Annotated in this window: 20 protein-coding genes; 11 read left to right on the top strand and 9 right to left on the bottom strand. The window is 54.0% G+C overall.

Features of this window, described 5'->3' with window-relative positions:
• Nucleotides 1-16 precede the first annotated feature (16 nt).
• The 5 genes from rcsF to N512_RS0100695 all read left to right on the top strand — a co-directional run bounded on the left by rcsF (nt 17) and on the right by N512_RS0100695 (nt 4,896).
• On the top strand, nt 17-397 hold the full coding sequence (gene rcsF, locus N512_RS0100715; RefSeq protein WP_028779067.1) for an Rcs stress response system protein RcsF: 381 nt from the start codon (nt 17-19) through the stop codon (nt 395-397).
• A gap of 10 nt (nt 398-407) precedes the next feature.
• Entirely contained in the window at nt 408-1,142 is a 735-nt protein-coding gene (gene tsaA / locus N512_RS0100710; RefSeq protein WP_037473775.1) for a tRNA (N6-threonylcarbamoyladenosine(37)-N6)-methyltransferase TrmO, read from the top strand.
• The gene (locus N512_RS0100705; protein ID WP_028779065.1) at nt 1,139-1,792 is read left to right on the top strand and encodes an acyltransferase; all 654 of its coding nucleotides are present in this window, start codon (nt 1,139-1,141) and stop codon (nt 1,790-1,792) included. Before tsaA ends, N512_RS0100705 begins: the two co-directional genes overlap by 4 nt.
• A gap of 16 nt (nt 1,793-1,808) precedes the next feature.
• Nucleotides 1,809-3,065, top strand: coding sequence for a diguanylate cyclase domain-containing protein (locus N512_RS0100700; RefSeq protein ID WP_081737049.1), 1,257 nt, complete (start codon nt 1,809-1,811; stop codon nt 3,063-3,065).
• A gap of 112 nt (nt 3,066-3,177) precedes the next feature.
• Nucleotides 3,178-4,896: a proline--tRNA ligase gene (locus N512_RS0100695; protein ID WP_028779063.1), complete on the top strand. Its 1,719-nt coding sequence runs from the start codon at nt 3,178-3,180 to the stop codon at nt 4,894-4,896.
• Nucleotides 4,897-5,055: 159 nt separating this feature from the next.
• Here the strand turns inward: N512_RS0100695 and grpE are convergent, their stop codons facing one another.
• The gene (gene grpE, locus N512_RS0100690) at nt 5,056-5,673 is read right to left on the bottom strand and encodes a nucleotide exchange factor GrpE (protein ID WP_025009423.1); all 618 of its coding nucleotides are present in this window, start codon (nt 5,671-5,673) and stop codon (nt 5,056-5,058) included.
• 94 nt (nt 5,674-5,767) lie between these two features.
• Between grpE and nadK the strand changes: the two genes are divergently transcribed.
• The 6 genes from nadK (at nt 5,768) to N512_RS0100655 (ending at nt 14,833) form a co-directional block, all read left to right on the top strand.
• Nucleotides 5,768-6,646 carry an NAD(+) kinase gene (nadK, locus tag N512_RS0100685; protein ID WP_025887624.1) on the top strand — a complete coding sequence of 293 codons (879 nt, stop codon included), beginning with the start codon at nt 5,768-5,770 and terminating at the stop codon, nt 6,644-6,646.
• Nucleotides 6,647-7,284: 638 nt separating this feature from the next.
• The gene (locus tag N512_RS21890; protein ID WP_037473773.1) at nt 7,285-8,931 is read left to right on the top strand and encodes an L-lactate permease; all 1,647 of its coding nucleotides are present in this window, start codon (nt 7,285-7,287) and stop codon (nt 8,929-8,931) included.
• An 80-nt stretch (nt 8,932-9,011) separates the two neighbouring features.
• The gene (locus N512_RS0100670) at nt 9,012-11,816 is read left to right on the top strand and encodes an FAD-binding and (Fe-S)-binding domain-containing protein (protein WP_028779062.1); all 2,805 of its coding nucleotides are present in this window, start codon (nt 9,012-9,014) and stop codon (nt 11,814-11,816) included.
• A 312-nt stretch (nt 11,817-12,128) separates the two neighbouring features.
• Nucleotides 12,129-12,872 (top strand): (Fe-S)-binding protein, encoded by a 744-nt coding sequence (locus N512_RS0100665; RefSeq protein WP_025887618.1) that lies wholly within the window; start codon nt 12,129-12,131, stop codon nt 12,870-12,872.
• Between the two features lie 10 nt (nt 12,873-12,882).
• On the top strand, nt 12,883-14,259 hold the full coding sequence (locus N512_RS0100660; protein ID WP_028779061.1) for a lactate utilization protein B: 1,377 nt from the start codon (nt 12,883-12,885) through the stop codon (nt 14,257-14,259).
• Between the two features lie 4 nt (nt 14,260-14,263).
• A complete protein-coding gene (locus tag N512_RS0100655) occupies nt 14,264-14,833 on the top strand; it encodes a LutC/YkgG family protein (RefSeq protein ID WP_028779060.1) in 570 nt (189 codons plus the stop codon).
• A 71-nt stretch (nt 14,834-14,904) separates the two neighbouring features.
• Here the strand turns inward: N512_RS0100655 and N512_RS0100650 are convergent, their stop codons facing one another.
• From N512_RS0100650 to ribBA, 8 genes are all read right to left on the bottom strand, one after another.
• Entirely contained in the window at nt 14,905-16,017 is a 1,113-nt protein-coding gene (locus N512_RS0100650) for an energy transducer TonB (protein WP_051472571.1), read from the bottom strand.
• Between the two features lie 176 nt (nt 16,018-16,193).
• Nucleotides 16,194-16,988, bottom strand: a complete 795-nt coding sequence (locus N512_RS0100645) for a slipin family protein (protein WP_028779058.1) — start codon at nt 16,986-16,988, stop codon at nt 16,194-16,196.
• 1 nt (nt 16,989) lies between these two features.
• A complete protein-coding gene (locus tag N512_RS21885; RefSeq protein WP_081737048.1) occupies nt 16,990-18,432 on the bottom strand; it encodes an NfeD family protein in 1,443 nt (480 codons plus the stop codon).
• Between the two features lie 287 nt (nt 18,433-18,719).
• On the bottom strand, nt 18,720-19,214 hold the full coding sequence (locus N512_RS0100635) for a phosphatidylglycerophosphatase A family protein (protein ID WP_028779057.1): 495 nt from the start codon (nt 19,212-19,214) through the stop codon (nt 18,720-18,722).
• On the bottom strand, nt 19,215-20,171 hold the full coding sequence (thiL, locus tag N512_RS0100630; RefSeq protein WP_028779056.1) for a thiamine-phosphate kinase: 957 nt from the start codon (nt 20,169-20,171) through the stop codon (nt 19,215-19,217).
• Nucleotides 20,172-20,259: 88 nt separating this feature from the next.
• Nucleotides 20,260-20,667 carry a transcription antitermination factor NusB gene (gene nusB / locus N512_RS0100625; protein WP_028779055.1) on the bottom strand — a complete coding sequence of 136 codons (408 nt, stop codon included), beginning with the start codon at nt 20,665-20,667 and terminating at the stop codon, nt 20,260-20,262.
• 13 nt (nt 20,668-20,680) lie between these two features.
• Nucleotides 20,681-21,157 carry a 6,7-dimethyl-8-ribityllumazine synthase gene (gene ribH, locus N512_RS0100620; protein ID WP_025009431.1) on the bottom strand — a complete coding sequence of 159 codons (477 nt, stop codon included), beginning with the start codon at nt 21,155-21,157 and terminating at the stop codon, nt 20,681-20,683.
• A gap of 119 nt (nt 21,158-21,276) precedes the next feature.
• Complete coding sequence (gene ribBA / locus N512_RS0100615) at nt 21,277-22,383, bottom strand: bifunctional 3,4-dihydroxy-2-butanone-4-phosphate synthase/GTP cyclohydrolase II (protein WP_028779054.1); 1,107 nt, start codon at nt 22,381-22,383, stop codon at nt 21,277-21,279.
• Nucleotides 22,384-22,454 lie beyond the last annotated feature (71 nt).

The raw sequence follows: 22,454 nt of genomic DNA, 5'->3' as shown, positions 1-22,454 counted from the left end.
ACTATAAGGCCGGGCCATGAAACCGATTTTTCTCTCCACTCTGGTACTGCTGCTTGGCGGCTGCGCCGGGGAATACAGCTTCAATTCCAACTTGGACAGCCAGGCTATCCAGGAGTATTTCAAACCCTCGGAAGTACAGCTGTTCGATGGCAGCCGGCCAACAGGCCAATATGAAGTGCTGGGATTGGTTGAAGGCAATGCCTGTCAGTCTGAGCTCGATGGTGTACCGGCTTCCATGGCCGATGCCCGCACCGAGGCGCGCCGGGCGGCCGCCGATATGAAGGCCAATGGTCTTATCATTAAAAACTGTGTCGAAACCCAGGAAGCCGCAGCCGGTTGCTACACCAGCGCCATGTGTGTCGGCCAGGCTATTCGCCTGGCAACCCCGAAGGAGTAAGCCTGACGTTATGGGGTTTTCGACTCAGATAGAAGCGGTTGCCTATTGCCGGACACCATATAAACAGAAGTTTGGTATTCCTCGTCAGCCGGGCTTGGTGGATTTTGTTCGCGGTTTTGTCGAACTGACAGCGCCCTACAATCATATTGATGCGGTGCGTGGGCTGGAGCAGTATTCCCACCTCTGGTTACTGTTCTGCTTTCATGAAAATCTGGCCCAGGGCTGGAAAACCACGGTGCGCCCTCCCCGGCTCGGCGGCAATGAAAAGCTTGGGGTGTTTGCCACCCGCTCCACCTTCAGGCCCAATGGCATTGGCCAATCTGTGGTGAAGCTGCATCAGATCCACCAAGGCAAAGGCAAGGTGGTCCTGGAGATCTCCGGCATGGACCTGCTCGATGGCACTCCGATAATCGACATCAAGCCCTATATCCCCTTCTCGGACGCGATACCGGAAGCGATAGGCGGCATAGCGCAGCAAGCTCCCGAACAGGTTGAGGTCAGCTTCAGCAATCTCGCAGTAGAACAACTGAACCGACTCGAGAAACGCTATCCCGAGCTGGATAAGCTTATTCAGGCGGTGCTGGCCCAAGACCCGAGACCCGCCTACAAGAAAGGCAAGCCGGACCCCAAACGCTATCAGGTGGCTCTGTATGATCTGGATATCTTCTGGCATGCCCAAGAGCAAGGCATTGAAGTCGAAACCATACAACCCTTTTGTGCCAAAGCGCCCGGCGCCGGTAAATGAGTGATTTTAACCCTTCTGCGGATGACTATCAGGCGCAACACAAGAGGCGCCTCTCCTGGATGCCCTGGCTCTGGTATCGCCTCAAACCCAAACATCTCGAGTGGGCCCTTCCCTGGCAACAGGCGATTCAGGCCAGGCTCCAAGCCCTTGAAACCATCAGCATAGGGCAAAACTGCTTTATCGCCCCCGAGGCAGAGCTGTTTGCCGAACCCGGCAGGCCGATAACCCTGGGCGATGAGTGCATGATAGCCGCCAACTGCTTTCTGCATGGGCCGATACAGATAGGCAGGGAGGTCAGCATCAACCACGGCTGTTCGCTGGATGGCGGCAGTCGCGGCATAGTGATAGGTGACAAGACCCGTATTGCCAACAATGTCACCATCTACGCCTTCAATCATGGCATGGCGCCGGATATGCCCATCTATCGTCAGAGCAGCCAATCCAAGGGGATTGTGATTGGCGAGGATGTCTGGATTGGCGCCCAGGCCGGTATCGTCGATGGTGTTACCATAGGCGACTGCGCCGTCATTGCCATGGGCGCCATTGTCACAAAGTCGGTACCCGCGTTTGCCATAATGGCGGGAAATCCTGCTAGAGTAGTGGGAGATAGACGCGATAAGCCACTGACGGGCAGTGAAAAAAATCAATAAGAGGAAGTTGAGCGCCATGGATTGCCAAACCCGCCAAACCCGCCAAAACCCAAAACCGCCAAGAAGCATGTCACTTGGCTTGCCGGGGATCCGCAGCCGGTTACTGCTGAGTTTTTTTCTGCTTGCCGGGCTGATAGTGTTTTTTGGCGGAGCCAGCCTCTGGGTGATGGAGCGTACAAGCAAGGCCCATATCGCCGAGCTCCAGGATCAGAAACTGCTGCTGCAAACCATCAAAGCCAACCAGATGCAGCATCTGGCACTGCTGAAACTCAAAAACAACTGGCCTACCTATCCCTCCAACGAGCGGGAGGCGATCCTCGACGAAACCAGGCAGAGACAACAACAGATAATAACCACCCTGAGTCAGTTTACCCTGGCGGCCAAAGAATATGACGAAGCCCTGGCTCTTGGACAACAGCTGTCAGTGATGAGTGGTCAGCCTTTGAGAGCACCACATATGACCGGCATGATAAGTGCGATAGATAATCTTTCTCTGCGCCTGTCCGGCATAGGGCTGACCCACCTGGATGCCCAGGCACAAAAGAACAGCAAATCGCTGATGCAAACCCTGCTATGGCTGGTGCTCGGGTCACTGGCGCTGATAGTTCTGAGTCAAACTGTGGCCTGGACTGTACTTGGCCGCCACCTGCTCAAACCCTTGTTGCAGACCAGCCACAAGCTCAGCGAATTGGCGGAACAAAACTTCGGTGGCAACTCCCCAAATGCCGTGAATCGGGAAACACTCAAGATAAACCATGCGCTGTTGTCCCTTGAGGCCCAAATGAGTGCCTTGACCAGCGAGCAACAACAGGACGAACTCACAGGGCTCTATAACCGCCGCAGCTTCAACCAACTGTTGAAGCAGGCCTGGCACAAAGCGGTAGTGAAACAGCACAGGATAGGCCTGTTGCTCATTCAGAGCGATCAGGCCATTGCCAGCGAAACCCTGTTGCATTTGGCCCAAAGGCTGCTGGACTTTGAAATTAGCGGTGAACATTTTCTGGCGCGATTACAACAATCTCAATTGGCACTGTTACTGCCAGACCGGGATCCGGAAGCCTGTATCCGCATTGCCCAGAGCCTCAATCAATTTGTGCTGGCGGCCAATCTGAGAGCCAAGGCCCAAAGCCCAAGACTGACAGTCTCTATCGGTGTGGCCAACATCCAACCGGCCAGGCAACTCGGTTGGGACACCCTGGTATTTCAGGCTGAAGAAGCCCTGCTCAGCGCCCAAAACCGCGGCGGCAATTGCAGCGCCGGCGCCAATCAGTAGCCGACAGGCTAAATTCGAGCAAGGAAAGGGGAATTTATCCGCCCTGGCCGCGTGACATCATCAAAGCAAGTGATAAAATGGCGGCCATTCAATTCATTTCGGACCCAAGGTAATGCGAGTCAGTCAATACCTGTTATCAACACAGAAAGAAAACCCTGCCAATGCAGAGATAGTCAGTCATCAGCTTATGCTGCGCGCCGGTATGATACGTCGCAACGCCTCAGGCCTCTATAGCTGGCTGCCGTCCGGCCTGCGCGTACTGCGCAAGGTCGAAGCCATTGTGCGTGAAGAGATGAACAAGGCCGGTGCCATCGAAATTCTGATGCCCATGGTACAGCCGGGGGATCTCTGGGTGGAAACAGGTCGCTGGGACAAGTTTGGCCCGGAACTGCTGCGCTTTGTAGACCGTCACAATCGTGACTTCGTTCTGGGCCCGACCCATGAAGAAGTGATTACCGATCTGGTGCGCAAAGAAGTTAGCTCCTACAAGCAACTGCCGCTGACCCTGTATCAAATCCAGACCAAATTCCGTGATGAAGTCCGCCCACGCTTCGGTGTCATGCGCTCACGTGAGTTCCTGATGAAAGATGCCTACTCTTTCCATCTGGATCAGCAAACCATGGATGATACCTATCAGGCCATGTACACGGCTTACAGCAACATCTTGTCGCGCATGGGCCTGGCCTTCCGCCCTGTACTGGCAGATACCGGCTCTATCGGTGGCAGCATGTCACACGAGTTCCATGTTCTGGCCAACAGCGGTGAAGATCTGATTGCCTACTCCAATGGCAGCGACTATGCCGCCAATATCGAGAAAGCCGAAGCGCCGCTGCCAACCACAGAGCGCGCCGCGCCTACTCAAGAAATGACCTTGGTAGACACACCCAATGCCAAGACCATAGACGAACTGGTTGAGCAGTTTGACCTGGATATCACCAAGACGGTTAAGACACTGATAGTCAAAGGCGCCACCGAAGAAGCCCCGCTGGTAGCCCTGATTGTCCGTGGCGACCATGAGCTGAACGAAGTCAAAGCCGACAAACTGGAACTGGTTGCCGCGCCGCTGGAATTTGCCTCTGAAGCGGAAATTCGTGACGCGCTGGGAGCCGGCCCAGGCTCTCTCGGTCCAGTCGGTCTGACTATTCCTGTGGTCATAGATCACAGTGTTGCCGTGATGAGCGACTTTGCCGCCGGCGCCAACCTAGACGACAAACATTATTTCGGTATCAACTGGGAGCGGGATCTGCCGCTGGCCAGCGCCGCCGATATCCGTAACGTAGTGGAAGGCGAAACCACCCCTGACGGCAAAGGCACTTACGCCTTCGCCCGCGGTATTGAAGTTGGCCATATCTTCCAGCTGGGCACCAACTACTCTGCCGCCATGAACGCCACTGTGCTGGACGAGAATGGCAAGTCTCAGACCCTGCTGATGGGCTGTTATGGTGTCGGCGTCAGCCGCATCGTTGCTGCCGCCATCGAGCAGAATCACGATGACCGCGGTATCATCTGGCCGGAAGCGATTGCCCCATTCACAGTGGGTATTCTGCCGATGAACATGCACAAGTCACACAGAGTGACTGATACTGCCGAGCAGCTTTACAAAGAGCTGACCGATGCAGGTATCGAAGTGCTGTTTGACGACCGTAAAGAGCGCCCTGGCGTGATGTTTGCCGATATGGAGCTCCTGGGTCTGCCTCACACCATAGTGATTGGCGATCGCAATCTGGATGCCGGTGTTTATGAATATAAGAACCGCCGCACCGGAGAAAAGCAGGAAGTGCCTATGGCGGAGATAGTGGACTTTATCAAAAAGGCCGCTGGCCAGAAGTAAGCTCCTGAATTCAAGAGCCCCCAGGCTCCAGAAAACCCAGGAACAAGAAAGCCGAGCTTAGCTCGGCTTTTTCATGGCTGGAAACCTGCTTGCAAATAAAAAACCGCAGATAAGTCTGCGGTTTTTTAGTCTCGCCGCTATGGGCGTTTTAGTGCGCTATCAGGCTTGGGTATCGACACCTTCACCACCCTTGGACACCATTACCATGGCAGGACGCAGCAGACGCTCATTGAGCTGATAGCCCTTTTGCATCACCAGCATTACAGTATTGGCCGGGAACTCGGCGCTTGGCTGCATGCCAATGGCTTGATGCTGCTCAGGGTTAAAGGCTTCACCCATAGGATCTATCTGCTTGACCCCGAACTTCTCCACCGCGGACAGGAAGCTTTTCAGTGTCAGCTCAACCCCTTCAAACAAAGGCTTGGTGGCTTCATCGGCCTTATCGGCACCCACCAGAGCACGCTCCATGTTATCGATCACAGGCAGCAGCTCATTGCTGAACTTTTCCAGGGCAAACTTATGCGCCTTCTCCACATCCTGCGCCGCCCGGCGACGGATGTTGTCAACTTCAGCTGCGGCACGGATGACAGAATCTTTCTGCTCCTCAACTGTCGCCTGTGCGTCAGATAAAGCCTGCTCCAGCTCCTCAATACGGAAGTTCGCCTGAGTCAGCTCGTCGATAATGCCGCCTTCCTCAGCTATGCCCTCGGTGGTTTCAACCTGGTCAACCACTTCTTCGACCTGTTCCTGCTCTGCTTTAAATGACTCTTTGTTCATTTCTACTCCAGCTAAAAATGCTTTGTTTCTGCATACTCTGGGCATATTATGGGGATCAAATTGACCGTTTCAACCCCCAGAGTTCCCAAAATCTATGTCCACTGAGTTTCATACTATAGGCCTGATAGGAAAACCCCACCATCAGGGGACCAACCTGACCCTCAAGCGCCTGCATCATTGGCTGAAAATGCAGGGCTATGATGTGCTGGTGGAAGAGAGAGTCGCGGCCGAACTCGGGAAAGATGTGCGCGCGGTAGACCTACTGGATATCGGCGAACACTGTGATCTGGCGATAGTCGTCGGGGGGGATGGCAATATGCTGGGCGCGGCCCGGGTTCTGGCACGCTTCGATCTCGGCGTTATCGGTGTCAACCGCGGCAATCTGGGGTTTTTAACCGATCTGCCGCCGGATGCCTTTGAGGAATCTCTGGCCAAGGTGCTGGATGGTGAATATGCCACAGAACACAGATTCCTGCTGGAAGCCGAGGTTTATCGCCACGGTGAAGTCAAAGCCAGCAATACCGCCGTCAATGAGGCCGTACTGCATCCGGGCAAGATAGCCCACATGATCGAGTTTGAGGTCTATATCGACAACCAGTTCATGTACAGCCAACGGGCCGATGGCATGATAGTGTCTACACCGACCGGCTCAACCGCCTATTCGCTGTCGGCCGGCGGCGCAATATTGACCCCCAATCTCGAGGCGCTGATCCTGGTGCCCATGTTTCCCCATACCCTCTCCTGCCGCCCTATAGTGGTCGACGCTTCCAGCACCATCAAACTGGTGGTGTCACCGGAAAACGGCGAAAACCTGGAAGTGAGCTGTGACGGCCATGTCACCTTATCTGTAATGCCGGGCGATGAAATTATTCTGAGGCGCAGCAAGGAGCGGCTCAAACTCATCCACCCAAAGGGGCACAACTACTTTCACGTCTTGCGCAACAAATTGGGCTGGGGCAGTAAACTCTTTTGAAGCCGGCGCTTGGGCGATGTCAGCTTGCCACTCAATCCAACTTAGTTAAAGCACCTGAGAATAAAGGTGCTTTTTTGTTATTTATTTTCAAAAAATGTAAAACACCATTCACGTGACCAAGATCACAATTTACTACGCTCGATAAAACAGTGATCTGCATCACTCATAAACAAAAGTCAGAACAATCACAACCTGTTGATTATTAACAATATAAGCAACACCACATAAAACCCAACTTCACCAAACACTCAATTAGTGTGACATGAATCACATTCAAATTTTACGATATAAGCCTGCGTTTCCATCATAAATGAAATAACAGGATCACTTTATTACCGTTTTGAGCAAAACAAAGCCATAATTCCAAGGGTTTTGGGTCATTTCCAAGATTTCTATTCCCCAAAGTTATATAAGAGCCCAACAAAAGGCGATCTTGATCACATTTAGCCATTTTGTGGCGGAGATACTGCTCCCATAACCAAAAACTTAAGCCACATACGAAAGGCAAGATGATCCAGATCATTTTGGTTCCGGGTAAATTAACCATGATAAGCACGCACAACAACAAAAGGGAAAGGCGATAGCACTTTCTCAACACCACAATAAGCACAAGCAACATATGAAATGATGAGGCAACCATGACATTTCTACAGTTACTCGCAAGCCTGACACCCGTGATCAGCGTCATGCTGTTCCTGGTGTTGCTCCGGATGCCCGCATCCAGAGCTATGCCAATCTCCATGGTGATCACCGCCCTGGCCGCCGTTTTTATCTGGCAGATGGACACTACCCTGCTGGCCGCCTCCGTGGTTGAAGGCCTGCTGTCGGCGATTACTCCTTTGACCATCATCTTCGGTGCGGTCTTCCTGCTCAACACCCTGAAATATTCAGGCGCCATGGATACCATTCGTGCCGGTTTTACCAATATCAGCGCAGATGCCAGGGTCCAGGTGATCATCATCTGTTGGCTGTTCGGCTCCTTTATTGAAGGCTCTGCCGGTTTTGGTACCCCTGCCGCTATCGGCGCACCTCTGTTGGTACTCTTGGGTATCCCACCGGTTGCGGCCGCCGTGGTTGCCTTGATTGCCGACTCAACTTCAGTGTCTTTCGGCGCTATCGGTCTACCGGTGCTCTTTGGTATGGAGCAGGGTCTGCTCGAAGGCGGTACCAGCATGGCTGCGGCACAAATTGCCGAACATGGCGGTCACTTCAGCGATTATGCCCAGTTCATTGCCATGCATATGATCACCATAGATCTGATAACAGGTACGCTGATCCCCTTGGTAATGGTGTCTGTGCTGACAGGCTTCTTTGGTCGCAATAAGTCCTTCAAGGAAGGCTTTGCCATCTGGAAATTCGCCCTGTTCGCCGGTTTGGCCTTTACCATTCCTGCCTGGCTGATCAACTTCTTCGCCGGCCCAGAGTTCCCTTCAGTGATTGGTGCCCTGGTCGGTATGTCACTGGTTATCCCGGTTGCCCGCAAAGGCTGGTTACTGCCGAAAACCCCTTGGAATGACTTTGCCGAAAACGACAAGGAAGCAGAAACAGCTAAAGTGGAAACCAAGGCACGCTTCTCTCAGTTGGCCGCCTGGACTCCGTACCTGATCATGGCCGCTCTCTTGGTGCTTTCACGTGTGGTACAGCCACTGAAAGCCTGGCTGAACGGTTTCAACATCAGTTGGACCGGCCTGTTGGGCACTGAGCTCAAGGCCAGCTTCGCCACCTTCTTTGCACCGGGCGCCTTCTTTGTTGCCGTGTGTATTCTGGGCTTCTTCCTGTTCAGAATGAACTCCAAGGCCATTAAAGAATCGGTCACGGTTTCCTGCAAGTCCATGGTGCCAACCATTATCTCTCTCGGTGCCTCTGTGCCCATGGTGAAAATCTTCCTTAACTCAGGCACTAACAGTGCCGGTCTGCAGTCAATGCCGGTAGCACTGGCGGATATGCTGGCCGGAAGCCTCGGCAGTGTCTGGGCCTGGATTTCACCTATAGTCGGTATTTTCGGTGCCTTCCTATCGGGTTCGGCTACCTTCTCCAACATGATGTTCTCCGGCCTGCAATACAGCGTGGCCGATAATATAGGAGCCAACCACGCGCTGATCCTGGCACTGCAGGGTATTGGCGCCAACGCCGGTAACATGATGTGCGTGATGAACGTGGTCGCGGCAGCAACTGTGGTCGGTATGGCCGGTCGCGAATCTGAAATCATCCGCAAGACTATGCCCGTGGCGCTTGGCTATGCTTTACTGGCCGGTACCCTGGCGGTGATCTGGGGCGGATTCTAAAAACGATAATAATCCTTCGATAAGGCAGCCGCCTTTAGCGCTGCCTTTATTATCAAATTTAATGTGTAGAGAAATGTCTTATGTCTATCAACTATGAAGCCGTGATCCGCGACCTGCGTAAACAGTTGGGAGAAGCCGCCGTCAGTGATGATCCTGTGCGCCGCTTTGCCTGGTCAACCGATGCCAGCTATTTCCGAATAGTGCCCGAGGTGGTGGTACATGCCGAAGAGCTGGAGCAGGTAAAACGTACTCTGGCGGTGGCCAGAAGCTACGGCGCTCCGGTAACTTTCCGCGCCGCAGGTACCAGTCTGTCGGGTCAGGCCATAGGTGAAGGCATCTTGCTTATCCTGGGATTCGATGGTTTCCGCACTCTGGATATCAGTAAAGACAGCAACAAGGTCACCCTGGGTGCGGCTGTTATTGGCGCCGATGCCAACGCCGCCCTCAAACCTTTGAATAAGAAAATCGGCCCGGATCCGGCAACTCTGGCTTCGGCCATGGTAGGCGGTATCGTCTCCAACAACGCTTCCGGTATGTGCTGCGGCACGGCCCAAAACAGCTACCAAACCATCTCCTCAGTAAAACTGCTGCTGGCCGATGGCACAGAGCTGGATACCGGCAGCGAAGAATCCAAAGAAGCCTTCCGTCAGTCACACCCCGAACTGCTCAAGGCACTGGCAGATTTGGGTGCCATGGCTCGCGGTAATGAGACCCTGGCAGCGCGAATTCGTAAAAAGTTCGCCATTAAAAACACTACAGGTTACAGCCTCAACGCCCTGGTGGATTTTGAAGATCCCTTCGATATCATCAACCACATCATAGTCGGCGCCGAAGGCACTCTGGCGTTTGTTAACGAAGTCACCTATCACACAGTGGACGAAGCTAAATTCAAGGCCTCGGCCATGGCGGTATTCTTCAATATGGAAGATGCAGCCCGGGCAATCCCCCCTATTCAGGGCGAAAGCGTGGCTGCGGCCGAGCTGCTGGACTGGGCCTCCATCAAGGCGGTAACAGGCAAAAAGGGTATGCCGGATTGGCTGGCCGAACTGCCGGAAGGCGCTGCGATTTTGCTGATAGAATCCCGCGCCAATGATGATGAGACTCTGGAACGTTATACCCAGGACGTTATCGCCAAGCTGGCGCATATTGAAACCGAGCGCCCCATCAGCTTCAGCCGTGACCCGGCCGTTTACGGTAAATATTGGGCCATGCGCTCCGGCCTATTCCCCATTATCGGTGGTGAGCGTCCCAAGGGCACTTCGGTAATCATCGAAGACGTGGCCTTCCGGGTTGAAAACCTGGCCAGTGCCGCTCACGATCTGACCGAGCTGTTCCATAAGCACGGCTATCCTGAAGGGGTGATCTACGGCCACGCGCTGGCCGGTAACTTCCACTTTATCATTACCCCTAAATTCGGCTCCCAGGCCGATATCGAACAGTTCCATCAATTTATGGAAGCGGTCGCCGATATGGTGATCAACAAGTACGACGGTTCGATGAAGGCCGAGCACGGCACAGGCCGCGCCGTGGCACCTTTTGTAGAAATGGAATGGGGTAGTGACGCCTACACCCTGATGAAAAACATCAAGCAGATCTTCGATCCCGAAGGACTGCTGAACCCTGGGGTGATCCTCAACGACGACAAGCAGGTGCACATCAAGAATATCAAGCCCTGTCCCGAAGTGGACGACCTGGTAGATAAGTGTATCGAGTGCGGTTTCTGTGAAAAGACCTGCCCCACCTCGGCGCTGAACCTGTCACCCAGACAGCGGATAGCCACCTTGCGTGAAATCGAGCGTCTGGAACAGAGCGGCGACAAGGAAGCAGCCGAGAAGATGCGTGCCGCCGCCAAGTATGATGTGGTGGATACCTGCGCCGCCTGTCAGCTGTGTACCATTGCCTGCCCGGTAGACAACAGCATGGGCCAACTGGTCCGCAAGCTGCGTACTCCCTACATAACCACCACAGAGCAGAAGGTTCTGGACTTCCAGGCCAAGCACTGGGGCGCCGTCAACCAGGTGCTAAGCACAGGCTTTGATGCCCTGGGCACAATACACAAACTCACGGGCACGGGTATCACCTCAGGGCTGATGAACATGGGCCGGGCGATTTCCAAAGAAGTGCCTTACTGGAACCCTGACTTCCCCAAAGGCGGTAAGCTGCCCAAGCCTTCGGCTCCCAAAGCCAACCAGGAAACCGTGGTCTACTTCGCTGCTTGCGGCGGCCGCACCTTCGGCCCAACGCCGCTGGATCCCGATGACCGCACCCTACCTGAAGTGGTAGTGACCTTGCTGGAGCGTGCCGGCTATAACGTGATTACGCCGGCCAAGACCCGCAATCTGTGCTGCGGCCAGATGTGGGAATCCAAAGGGGATTTCAAAAATGCCGACATGAAGCGTGATGAGCTTATCGATACACTTAGTGCCATGACAGAAGGCGGCAAGCTGCCCGTGGTCGTCGATGCCCTCTCCTGTACCTACCGTGCCCTTTCCGGTAATCCCAAGGTTGAACTATTGGATCTGGTCGAATTCCTGCACGACAAGGTATTGCCGAAACTCACCCTCACCAAGAAGGTCAATGTGGCACTGCACCTGGGGTGCTCGGCGCGCAAAATGAAGCTGGAACCCAAGATGCAAGCCATTGCCGATGCCTGCTCCGACAAGGTACTGCGCCCTGCCGGCGTCGATTGTTGTGGTTATGCCGGTGAGAAAGGTCTCTACAAACCTGAGATCAACGCTTCGGCACTGCGGAACATCAAGAAACTCATCCCCACAGACTTCAAGGAAGGCTACTATGCCAACCGTATGTGTGAGGTGGGCCTGAGCCACCACAGTGGCATCTCATACCGCCACCTGGCCTATCTGCTGGAAGAATGCAGCCGCTGATAACCGAGAGAGGGAGCACTAAGCTCCCTCTTTTTTCATCTGTGTCAAATAATGGATTTCCGTTCGGATTACGAAACAAAAACCAAGACATTTAATCAATAATAATCAGCTAGTTACAATATTCTCATTTTTGCAAAAAAGATTTTACTCATTTACTGAATTAGCACTATTTATTGTGTGGTTATAGGCTTATATTCAAGCATATTTACCCTGTGTCAGGTGATGTTCAAATACAGAGTCAGAAAGCATCTGGCCACACCGGACATAGATGATGTCGGTTAACGCAAGCAACATCCAATTAGGAAACACCAAATGAAGATAGCCTTGTTTATTCCCTGTCTGGTCAACCAGATGCTGCCGGATGTGGCCATCGCCACCTTGGAACTGCTGGAGAAACTGGGGCACCAGGTGATCCTGCCTGAAGGCCAAACCTGTTGTGGTCAGCCCATGACCAACTCGGGTTGTTTTAACGAAGCCCGCAACACCACTATGAAGCTGCTCAACGCCTTCAAGGGAGTCGAATGCGACGCTATCGTCTGTCCTGCCGCCTCTTGCCTGGTGGCAGCCAAGGAAAACTTCCATGAGTTTGACGACAGCCCGGAAGCCGCAGCCGTTATCGCCAAGCTGTACGAACTGACCGAGTTCCTGCACGATGTCGCCCCGGTAGAGAGCTTCCCCAAGGCCTTCCCTCACAAGGTGAGCCTGCAGTTGAGCTGTCACGGTATCCGTATGCTGGATCTCGCCAGCCCCAGCGAATATATGGGCCCACGTTACAACAAGATGGAAGCCCTGCTGGAACGCATTCCCGGCATAGAGATCACCTATCCGGATCGCCGCGACGAATGCTGTGGCTTCGGCGGTACCTTTGCGGTGGATGAAGGTGCAGTGTCGGCCAAGATGGGTAAAGACAAGGCTCAGGCCCATGCGGCTACGGGAGCAGACTTTGCCGTCGGTTTCGACCCATCCTGTCTGATGCATCTGGATGGCATGATCCGCCGCCAGAAGCTGCCGATTGAAACCCGCCATCTGGCGCAGATCCTCAACGCTGCCATTTAGGGAGATAGCCATGTCACAGACACAAGGGGCCAACGCCCACGCCAGCCAGGCAGAGATCTTCTGCCGTGATGAGTCCAGAGTCGATTGGCATTCCAAAGCCCTGTGGGTGCTGCGGGAAAAACGCGACCGCGCCGCCGGCAGCCTGCCCGAGTGGGAACAGCTAAGGGATCTGGGTTCGGCTATCAAGCTGCATACCCTGACCAATCTGGCCAAGTATCTGGAAGAGTTCGAAGCCAACTGTATCCAGAACGGTATTCAAGTGCATTGGGCCAAAGACGGCGCCGAGCATAACCGTATAGTGCATGAGATTCTGGCCAACCATCAGGTGAAGAAACTGGTGAAGTCCAAGTCCATGCTCACCGAAGAGTGTCACCTCAATCCCTTCCTCGAGAGCAAGGGCATAGAGGTTATAGACACTGACCTGGGTGAACGTATCATTCAGCTAAAAAAGCAGCCACCATCACATATTGTGGTTCCCGCCATTCACCTCAAGAAAGAGGAAGTGGGCGAGTTGTTCCATGAAAAACTGGGCACAGAGGCCGGCGCCAGCGACCCAACTTACCTGACCCGCGCCGCCCGAGCCCATCTGCGTGAGCAATTCCTCAGTGCAGATGCCGCCATGACAGGGGTGAACATGGCTATCGCCGACAAAGGTGCGGTAGTGGTCTGCACCAACGAAGGCAACGCAGATATGGGCTGTAACCTGCCCAAGCTGCAACTCCACTCCATGGGGATAGACAAGCTGGTACCTTCAGTGGAAAGTGCCTCGGTTTATCTGCGCACCTTGGCCCGTAACGCCACGGGGCAACCGGTAACCACCTACTCCAGCTTCTACCGCGGCCCACAGGCCGGTGGCGAGATGCATGTCATCATAGTGGATAACGGCCGCACCGAGATGCTCAAGGACAAGATCCTGGCCGAATCTCTCAAGTGTATTCGCTGTGGTGGCTGTCTGAACACCTGCCCTGTATATCGTCGCAGTGGTGGCTACAGCTACAACTACACCATCCCGGGCCCGATTGGCATCGCCGTCGGCGCCCAGCACGATGACACCAACTCCATCGCCTGGGCCTGTACCCTGTGCGGCTCTTGCTCCTATGTGTGCCCCACCAAGGTGCCATTGGACAAGATCATCTTCCGTCAGCGTCGCCTCAAGGCCGAGTCGGGTCAACTGCCATATGGCAAAGGCAGTTATATGCCTTTGGTCGGTAAGTTTATGGCCAGCACCACTATGCTGAACTGCTCCATGAGTATGGCAAGACTGGGCTTGAGAATACTGCCCGGCAGCCTGCTCAAGCCGTTCTCCGGCGCCTGGGGTAAATATCGTGAACTGCCCAAGGCACCCGCCTCCAGTTTCGAGGCCTGGTTCAAGAAAAACAGGAGCTAACCAGATGTCCAGCAAATCTTTTATTTTGGATGCCCTCAAGTCCTGTGCACTTGAAGGACACAATATGCCGACCATAGATGTAGCCCCCCGACTGGATGACCTGATTGGTCAGTTTGAAACCAATCTGGGAACCGTTGCCGGCAAGCTGCATAAGCGTGGTGGTTTTACCGAGCTGCAGCAGCAGGTCGATGCCTTGATTGCCGAAGGCAAGCAAGTGATTTCTCAGGTGGAAGGGGTAACAGGTAACCGTGAAGTGCCCGCTGACAGTCATGATCTGCGTGATATCGATTATGCCGTGATCAAGGGTCAAGTGGGTGTTGCCGAAAATGGTGCCATCTGGGTCAGTCAGAAATCTCTGTCCCACAGGATCACGCCCTTTATCTGTGAGAACCTGTTTCTGGTACTGGAAGCCGATGCCATTGTCGCCAACATGCATGAAGCGGCCGACAAGATAATCCTGGACTCGGGTGAGTTTGGGGTGTTTATTGCCGGCCCATCCAAGACGGCTGACATTGAGCAGGCCCTGGTGGTTGGTGCCCACGGCGCCTGTAGCCTGAATGTCTTCCTTATCTAACTCAGGATGAGGATGACAAAAACGCCGGCAACTGCCGGCGTTTTTATTGGGCCACAATCAGCTCTGCAGCCTTAAAGCGTGAAGGAAATCTTTGACCACGTCTTGGCGCTAACGGGCTTACCATCGACAAACTTGGGTGCATAGCGCCACTTTGACACGGCTTTGACGGTTTCAGTTTCAAACTGCTTGCCCCCTTTGGAATCCAGCACTTCCACATGGCTGACAAAGCCCTGTTCGTTTACAGTCACTTCCACGTTGACCCAACCTTCTCGACTCATCCTGGCATACTGAATTGGATAACCGGGCACGGCACGAAACAAGGGCCGCTGCTCCTGATCCACACTCCAGGGGCGCATATTGCCTATCGCCTGACAGTGTTGAGTCGCTTTGTCTTCTTCTCCATTGCGGGAATAGAGTTCGACCAGATAGGCATGAGCCGACAGCGCGACAGGCGCATCAAAGGGTAATACCTTGAGCTGCTCTATCACTTCCAGCAACAGAGGTTCGGCCTTGGCGTACTTTTGCTCCGCCAGATAGATGGCGGCTACAGCTGTATCGGCATTGACCCTCTGCAATGAATCCTTTGGTGCAAGTTCGTGGTAAATCTTCTGGGCATCGAGGGCATAGGCCCGAGCCTCACGGTCATAAACCTCAGTCACAACGAGATCGTTAAAAGCTTCGAGACGCACTGCGGCGGACAGCAGCCGGTCATTTTTGCCATCAGCCAAGGCTATGGCCTGCTGGTAAAGCTTAGCCGCCTCTTTGGGATTGCTGCTGTGCGCAAGCCCCATCATAGGGTCGAGCACTTCCAAGGCCTGTTCGCCATACAGCGCTTGATAGCTTTGCAACGCTTGCTGATATAAGACTTTGCTCCTTTGCTGATTGGCAATTCCCTGCTCATCCAACATCAGATTACGCGGCTGTTGCAGCGCCTTGGCCAGATTCATCGACAACGCCAAAGTCGTCCTATCGGTTGCACCCAATTTGGCTTTACCGTCGGCATAGGCCTGCTCGGCAGCACTAATTATCTGAGCCTTGTCACCCTTTTCCAACGCTTGTTGATAGGCCTGATAACTTTCATCCAACCCGGCTTGGGCAGTACCAAATATAAGAGGCAGGAGCAACAGCGACAGTTTGGATACTGAAACAGGGATAGATTTAGTAGATTGCGAGAAGTTGAACATGGCGCGTCTTCCTTAACACTGAGTATCTAGCACTTTTATGGATAATCGGCGCTTGGTGACTTCAAGTCACTGACTCGGCGGGCCTACTGCCGAGCAAATCACAAACGCCAATAACTGCTCAAAGTAACAATATATAAACCTATTGTAAATAGCTGGTATTTTAAACAGCTCTCGGGCTAGTTTTTTGATTTTTCGGTTAAATCTTTAAATGCACCATTTAATTTGCTCAGTAACTCAAGCGGCAGCGGAAACAGGATAGTCGAATTGTTTTCTGCCGCCACTTCCGTCAGGGTATGCAGATAGCGCAGCATGATGGCATTGGGTTCTTTCCCCAGCGTCTGCGCCGCTTCCACCAGTTTTTCCGAGGCTTCCATCTCCCCCAGAGCATGGATCACCTTGGCCCGCCGCTCACGCTCCGCCTCGGCCTGACGGGCAATAGCGCGGATCATACTTTCATTGAGATCCACGTGCTTGATTTCCACATTGGCCACCTTGATGCCCCAGGCATCTGTGTGGGAGTCGAGGATCCTTTGAATGTCGGCATTGAGCATCTCCCTGTTGGCCAACATCTCGTCCAGCTCATGCTGACCGAGCACAGATCTCAGGGTGGTCTGTGCCAGTTGACTGGTGGCTGCGAGGAAGTTCTCCACATTGATAATCGCCTTTTGCGGGTCGACTACCCGAAAATAGAGCACGGCATTGACCCGCACCGAGACATTATCACGGCTGATCACATCCTGAGAGGGCACATCCATCACTATGGTTCGAAGATCCACCCGCACCATCTGCTGCACCACAGGGATCAGTATGATAAGCCCAGGCCCCTTGACCCGGTAAAAACGCCCGAGAAAGAAAATCACCCCACGTTCATACTCCCTGAGGATGCGGAACATGCTGATAAGCAAGGCCGCAAACAGCACCAATAACACCCCAAAGGAAATATTCAAACTACTGCTGATAGCTTCGCCCATGTCAGTCTCCTCTGCGTTGATTTTCAGTCGGCTCGATATCACCGCTTTTCACCTCAGCCAGCTTGAGTACCAGCCCCTTAAGGCCCAAAACCCGCACCCGTTGCCCTGGGTTCAAGGCCTGTTCGCTGTCACCTTGCCAGTTTTCCCCCATAAAATGCACCCGGCCGCGCCCGGGAAAGCCGTCTATCACCCTGGCATATTCTCCTACCATCCCCTCGGCGCCGGCCACTCCGGACAATTTGCGGGTCTTGAACACAAAGCTGATCAGTAGCAGGAAAAACAGCAGGCTCACGACACTGACCAGAGCTATCACAGGCCAGGCGATACGAAAGGCTTCCACTTCACTGTCCACCAAAAATACCGACCCCAGCACAAAGGCTACCAGGCCGCCGAAACCTAAAATCCCAAAGCTCGGCAACATGGCCTCGGCGAGCAGCAAAGTAATTCCCAAGAGCAATAAACCACCACCGGCATAGCTGATGGGGAGCAGCTGGAAGGCATACAAGGCCAACAGCAGACAGATCCCCCCTACTACGCCGGGCAACATGGCGCCAGGACTGTAAAACTCCAGCAGCAAACCGTAGATCCCCAATAACATCAGTATGTAAGCGATATTGGGGTTGGTGAGCAGATTGATGAAACGGGCACGCCAATCCGGGCTGCGATCCAGCACTATGGCGTTTTCGGTTTTGAGTATCCGAGCACCACCTTGCATGGCTACCGACTTGCCATCAAGTATGGCCAGGAGTTGCTGCGGCGTATCGGCGATATAGTCGATAACATTGGCCTCCAGCGCTTCCGAGGCCGTCAGGGTTGCCGCATCACGTACCGCCTTCTCGGCCCACTCGACATTACGCTGACGCAGCTCCGCCAGTGCCCGAATATAAGCAATGGCATCATTGAGCTGCTTGCGCTCAAGTTTTTGACTGTTGCTGTCACCCACAGGTTTTTCGGCTTCATTATCGGACGGCTTGGGCTCCGGTGGTTCATTTCCCATGGGACCCAGTTGCACAGGGGTTGCCGCCCCAAGACTGGTGGCACTCGCCATGGCGGCGATATGACAGGCATATAAGATGTAAGTCCCGGCGCTGGCTGCGCGGGCACCGGATGGATAGACCAGACAGGCAACCGGCACCCTGGAACCGAGAATCGCTTGATTGATATCCCGTAGGCTGGATACCAGGCCTCCGGGGGTATCCAGAGTGATCAACACCAACTGACTGTCTGGGGTTGCAGCACTCTCTATCCCCCGGATCAGATAGTCGCTGACACCGGGCCCTATGGCTCCTTTGACACTGAGCAGGGTAATAGTCGGCGCTGCGGCCGGGGAGTAAGGCTTTGGCCGGACGTGGTCTGCACCTAAGCCAGGCAAGATCCACAACAGAGCCAAGAGTCCTACACAGCCGCAGCGCCGGAACAAAGTATTGGCCGGCCAGCCTTTCATAACGCCCCCGGGTGGGTTTCCCCATACATTAAGGATAGTCGGCTTTGGGGATTAGGCATAAAGCGCCCAAGTAACGGCCTTAAACCGAGCCGGTAGATATGAGCAGAAGGAGAGACCAATGAAAAAGGCGCCGAATCGATGGCGCCTGGTATTCAATGAGGGTTAGCGGACTATGCTGAGTCAACGGCAGGAATCAAGAGATTGAAACCCGCCACAAGGCTTATACATTTCAGCTCAAGGCTTATATATTTCAGCTCAGGGCTTATACGTTTCAGCTCAAGGCTGTTTCAGCCTACCGCCCAAACAATCGCCTGCAGTGATAGCATTGAGAAGATGCCGGCCAGAATATCATCGGCCATGATGCCAAGGCCGCCATGCACCTTGGCATCCAGCACCCGAATGGGCCAGGGCTTGAAGATATCGAAAATGCGGAACAACACAAAGCCCAGCAGCAACCAGAGTACACCGGCGGGCGCGGCAATCATGGTGATCAGTAACCCTGCGACTTCATCCCAAACTATGGCGCCGTGATCGTGCACCCCCATATCTTTGGAAGTCTTGCCGCACAGATAGATGCCACCGATACAGGCCAGCAGCGTCACGGCAATATACACCCCCAAACTGAACTGGGACAGCAACAGATATACAGGCACGGCTGCCAAGGTTCCAAAGGTCCCCGGCGCCTTGACCGCGAGGCCGGAGCCAAAACCGAGTGCCAGAAAATGCACCGGGTTCTTGAGGCTTACCCTTGCGAGCGCCTCGTCATGAGCAAACCACTTCATTTAAAAATGCTCAAATCCTGTCTGTTTCGGCTCGAATACCTCGCCATGATATTGCAGCCTGAGTTGATTACCGGCGAGGATCTGGCCGACTTGATAGAACTTGACTCCGGCATGGCCCAAGGCGGTTTCCAGTGCGCCGCGCTGCGCTTCCGGCACAGTGAACAGCAGCTCATAGTCTTCGCCTCCACAAAGGGCATAGTCGAGTGCCGCATCCGCTGTGACAGTATCTTTCATCGCCTGGGACAGCGGCAACTTATCCACTTCGATAACCGCACCGACGGCCGATGCCTTGAGGATATGCTTGATATCCGACAGCAAGCCATCTGAGAGATCTATGGCGCTCGATGCCAAGCCTCTGAGGGATTGACCGGCCAGAACTCTGGGGGAGGGATGATAATGGCGGTTAACCAGATATTCCTTGTGCTCTGCCCTCGCCTTCAATTCACCGCGGATAATATCCAGCCCAAGGGCAGAATCCCCCAGAGAACCTGTGACATAAATCCAATCACCGGCGCGGGCACCGCTACGGGTGAGCGCCTTACCTTCCGGCACTTGGCCATGAACCGTGATATTGATGGCTCTCGGGCCGCGGGTGGTATCGCCTCCGACCAGAGAAATACCATAGTAATCAGCCGCTTCAAATAAACCTGCACTGAATTGCTCCAGCCAGGTTTCATCGACACTGGGCATGGTCAGCGCCAGGGTCATCCATGCGGGCTCGGCCCCCATGGCAGCAAGATCGGATAGGTTGACCGCCAACGCCTTGTAGCCCAATGCCTGGGCCGGCATGTCCGGCAAGAAGTGGACATTTTCCACCAAGGTATCGCAGGAGATGGCAATGGATTTGTGTTCGGCGGGGTGCACCAGGGCACAATCGTCACCTATGCCGAGGCGGACATCTTTGCGCGCTTGGCCACGACCATGAAAATAGCGCTCGATAAGTTGAAATTCTTTCACTGTTGACTTGGCCACAGGTTCGCAGCCTCCCGGTTTTCCAATGAAAAAACGGTATCTTACGATACCGTTTGTCTAATTTCTTTCTGGTTCAGCGACGAGCTACCAGCTTGTCCAATATGCCATTGACAAACTTGTGGCTGTCCTCGGCGCCGAACGCCTTGGCCAACTCGATAGCCTCGTTGATCACCACTTTGTAAGGCGTATCCTTGCGGAAAGTCAGCTCGTAAGCCGCCAAACGCAAAATGGCCTTCTCCACAGGATCGACCTCCTCCATGGGACGCTGATCCAGATGGGGGGCAATTAACTCGTCCAGTTGAGCCTTTTGGGTTGCCGCTCCGGTGAACAGTTCACGGAAGTAGGCGACATCCACGCCGTCTATGTTTTGCTCGGTCAGAAACTCGTGCTCCACATCGGCAATATTGTTCCCGCTCAGTTGCCATGAATAGATGGCTTGAACCGCTAAACGGCGGGCTCTGCGGCGCTCTGAAGGCTTCATGCTTTTTCCTGTATTACAGCTGTTGCTCAAGTTGTTGCAGCACGTTCACCATTTCCAGCAGACCCAGGGCAGCTTCGCCGCCTTTGTTGCCAGCCTTGGTGCCGGAACGCTCAATGGCCTGTTCGATAGTGTCTGTAGTTAATACCCCGAAAGATACCGGGATGTCGAATTCCAGACCCACTTGAGCCAGACCCTTGTTGCATTCACCTGCAACGAAATCAAAGTGTGGTGTACCACCACGGATCACAGCCCCCAGGGCGATGATACCGTCGAACTTGCCACTGGCGGCAACACGACGGGCGGCCAAAGGCAGCTCGAAAGCACCTGGTACGCGTACCACAGTGATGTTGTCTTCACTTACCTGACCGAAACGCTTAAGAGTGTCTACGGCACCCTCCAGCAGACTTTCAACCACAAAGCTGTTGAAACGGGATACAACGATCGCGACTTTGGCGTTTTTTGCTTCGATATTACCTTGAACTATGTTCATTATCTTACCTAACTTAGCTAAAGCACCCGGCCGGGGGCAAAAAGTGGCGCTATGATAGCACGCAATTTACCCCTCCGCCCTATGCAATTATTCGGAAATGGTTAATTAATTCTGTTGGCTCATTCGCCGGGAATATACTCAGTGACTTCCAGGCCAAAGCCCCCCAAAGAGTGATAACGCTTGGGCGAGCTGAGCAGGCGCATTTTGTTGACACCAAGCGTCGCCAGAATCTGTGAGCCTACGCCAACCCTTTGGGAGGTTCCCTGCCATTTGGCGGTCACCGGCACTTCGCCCTTGTCTTCGGCTTCGAAAGCCTTGACCTTGGCGATAATGCTCTCGTTAGGCTCCTGGTTACCCAGCAGCAACAGCACGCCACCATCGGCAGCAATCCTCGCCATGGCTTGCTCAAGCGGCCAGCTGCGCACTTCATCGCGCTCAGAGAACAGCAGGTCATTAATGGTGTTTTGCAGGTGCACCCGCACCAGAATATTGTCGACAATCTCGCCCTTGACCATGGCAAAGTGCAGTTGATTATCTATGGTGTCGCGGAAGGTATGCAGCTCAAACTCACCGAAACGGGTAGGCAGTTTGCACTTGGCCTCACGCACCACTGTGGTTTCTGTGTTATTGCGGTAGTTGATCAGATCGGCAATGGTGCCCATCTTAACGCCGTGCTCCTTGGCGAACACTTCCAGATCCGGACGGCGCGCCATGGTGCCATCCTCGTTGAGGATCTCCACTATCACAGCCGAAGGTTCCAAACCGGCCAAACGCGCCAGATCGCAACCGGCTTCGGTATGACCGGCGCGCACCAGCACCCCGCCATCCTGTGCCATCAAAGGGAAAATATGCCCCGGCTGAACTATGTCGGACGGCTTGGCATTTTTAGCCACAGCCGCCTGCACTGTCACGGCGCGGTCATGGGCACTAATACCTGTGGTCACCCCTTCAGCGGCCTCGATGGAGACGGTGAAGTTGGTCGAAAACTGGGCGTTGTTATTGCTGACCATCAGCGGCAGATTCAGCTGCTGGCAGCGAGCCTTGGTCATGGTTTGGCAGATAAGACCACGGCCGAAGCGAGCCATGAAGTTGATCGCTTCCGGGGTGACTTTCTCCGCCGCCATGATGAGGTCGCCCTCATTTTCTCTGTCCTCATCGTCCATCAGGATAACCATTTTGCCCTGACGAATATCCTCGATGATCTCTTCGATACTGTGTAGCGCCATTGTAAGACCTTTATCTCTTGTTCTGTGTAATCAATGAATTCTAACCTGTTAGCGCGCGATAACCAGTGGGC

Source organism: Shewanella sp. 38A_GOM-205m, from assembly GCF_000518445.1.
In the GTDB taxonomy this organism is placed as follows: Bacteria; Pseudomonadota; Gammaproteobacteria; order Enterobacterales; family Shewanellaceae; genus Shewanella; species Shewanella algae.
This window is presented reverse-complemented; position numbering and strand designations above follow the sequence as displayed.

Excerpts from the sequence above, each read along its gene's own strand:
- N512_RS0100700 (WP_081737049.1), top strand. The coding sequence starts at position 1,809 with ATGGATTGCCAAACCCGCCAAACCCGCCAAAACCCAAAACCGCCAAGA.
- nusB (WP_028779055.1), bottom strand. The coding sequence starts at position 20,667 with ATGAAGCCTTCAGAGCGCCGCAGAGCCCGCCGTTTAGCGGTTCAAGCC.
- N512_RS0100655 (WP_028779060.1), top strand. The coding sequence starts at position 14,264 with ATGTCCAGCAAATCTTTTATTTTGGATGCCCTCAAGTCCTGTGCACTT.
- tsaA (WP_037473775.1), top strand. The coding sequence starts at position 408 with ATGGGGTTTTCGACTCAGATAGAAGCGGTTGCCTATTGCCGGACACCA.
- ribH (WP_025009431.1), bottom strand. The coding sequence starts at position 21,157 with ATGAACATAGTTCAAGGTAATATCGAAGCAAAAAACGCCAAAGTCGCG.
- ribBA (WP_028779054.1), bottom strand. The coding sequence starts at position 22,383 with ATGGCGCTACACAGTATCGAAGAGATCATCGAGGATATTCGTCAGGGC.
- N512_RS0100695 (WP_028779063.1), top strand. The coding sequence starts at position 3,178 with ATGCGAGTCAGTCAATACCTGTTATCAACACAGAAAGAAAACCCTGCC.
- N512_RS0100660 (WP_028779061.1), top strand. The coding sequence starts at position 12,883 with ATGTCACAGACACAAGGGGCCAACGCCCACGCCAGCCAGGCAGAGATC.
- N512_RS0100670 (WP_028779062.1), top strand. The coding sequence starts at position 9,012 with ATGTCTATCAACTATGAAGCCGTGATCCGCGACCTGCGTAAACAGTTG.
- N512_RS0100645 (WP_028779058.1), bottom strand. The coding sequence starts at position 16,988 with ATGGGCGAAGCTATCAGCAGTAGTTTGAATATTTCCTTTGGGGTGTTA.
- N512_RS0100665 (WP_025887618.1), top strand. The coding sequence starts at position 12,129 with ATGAAGATAGCCTTGTTTATTCCCTGTCTGGTCAACCAGATGCTGCCG.
- N512_RS0100650 (WP_051472571.1), bottom strand. The coding sequence starts at position 16,017 with ATGTTCAACTTCTCGCAATCTACTAAATCTATCCCTGTTTCAGTATCC.
- N512_RS21890 (WP_037473773.1), top strand. The coding sequence starts at position 7,285 with ATGACATTTCTACAGTTACTCGCAAGCCTGACACCCGTGATCAGCGTC.
- rcsF (WP_028779067.1), top strand. The coding sequence starts at position 17 with ATGAAACCGATTTTTCTCTCCACTCTGGTACTGCTGCTTGGCGGCTGC.
- grpE (WP_025009423.1), bottom strand. The coding sequence starts at position 5,673 with ATGAACAAAGAGTCATTTAAAGCAGAGCAGGAACAGGTCGAAGAAGTG.
- N512_RS0100635 (WP_028779057.1), bottom strand. The coding sequence starts at position 19,214 with ATGAAGTGGTTTGCTCATGACGAGGCGCTCGCAAGGGTAAGCCTCAAG.
- nadK (WP_025887624.1), top strand. The coding sequence starts at position 5,768 with ATGTCCACTGAGTTTCATACTATAGGCCTGATAGGAAAACCCCACCAT.
- N512_RS21885 (WP_081737048.1), bottom strand. The coding sequence starts at position 18,432 with ATGAAAGGCTGGCCGGCCAATACTTTGTTCCGGCGCTGCGGCTGTGTA.
- N512_RS0100705 (WP_028779065.1), top strand. The coding sequence starts at position 1,139 with ATGAGTGATTTTAACCCTTCTGCGGATGACTATCAGGCGCAACACAAG.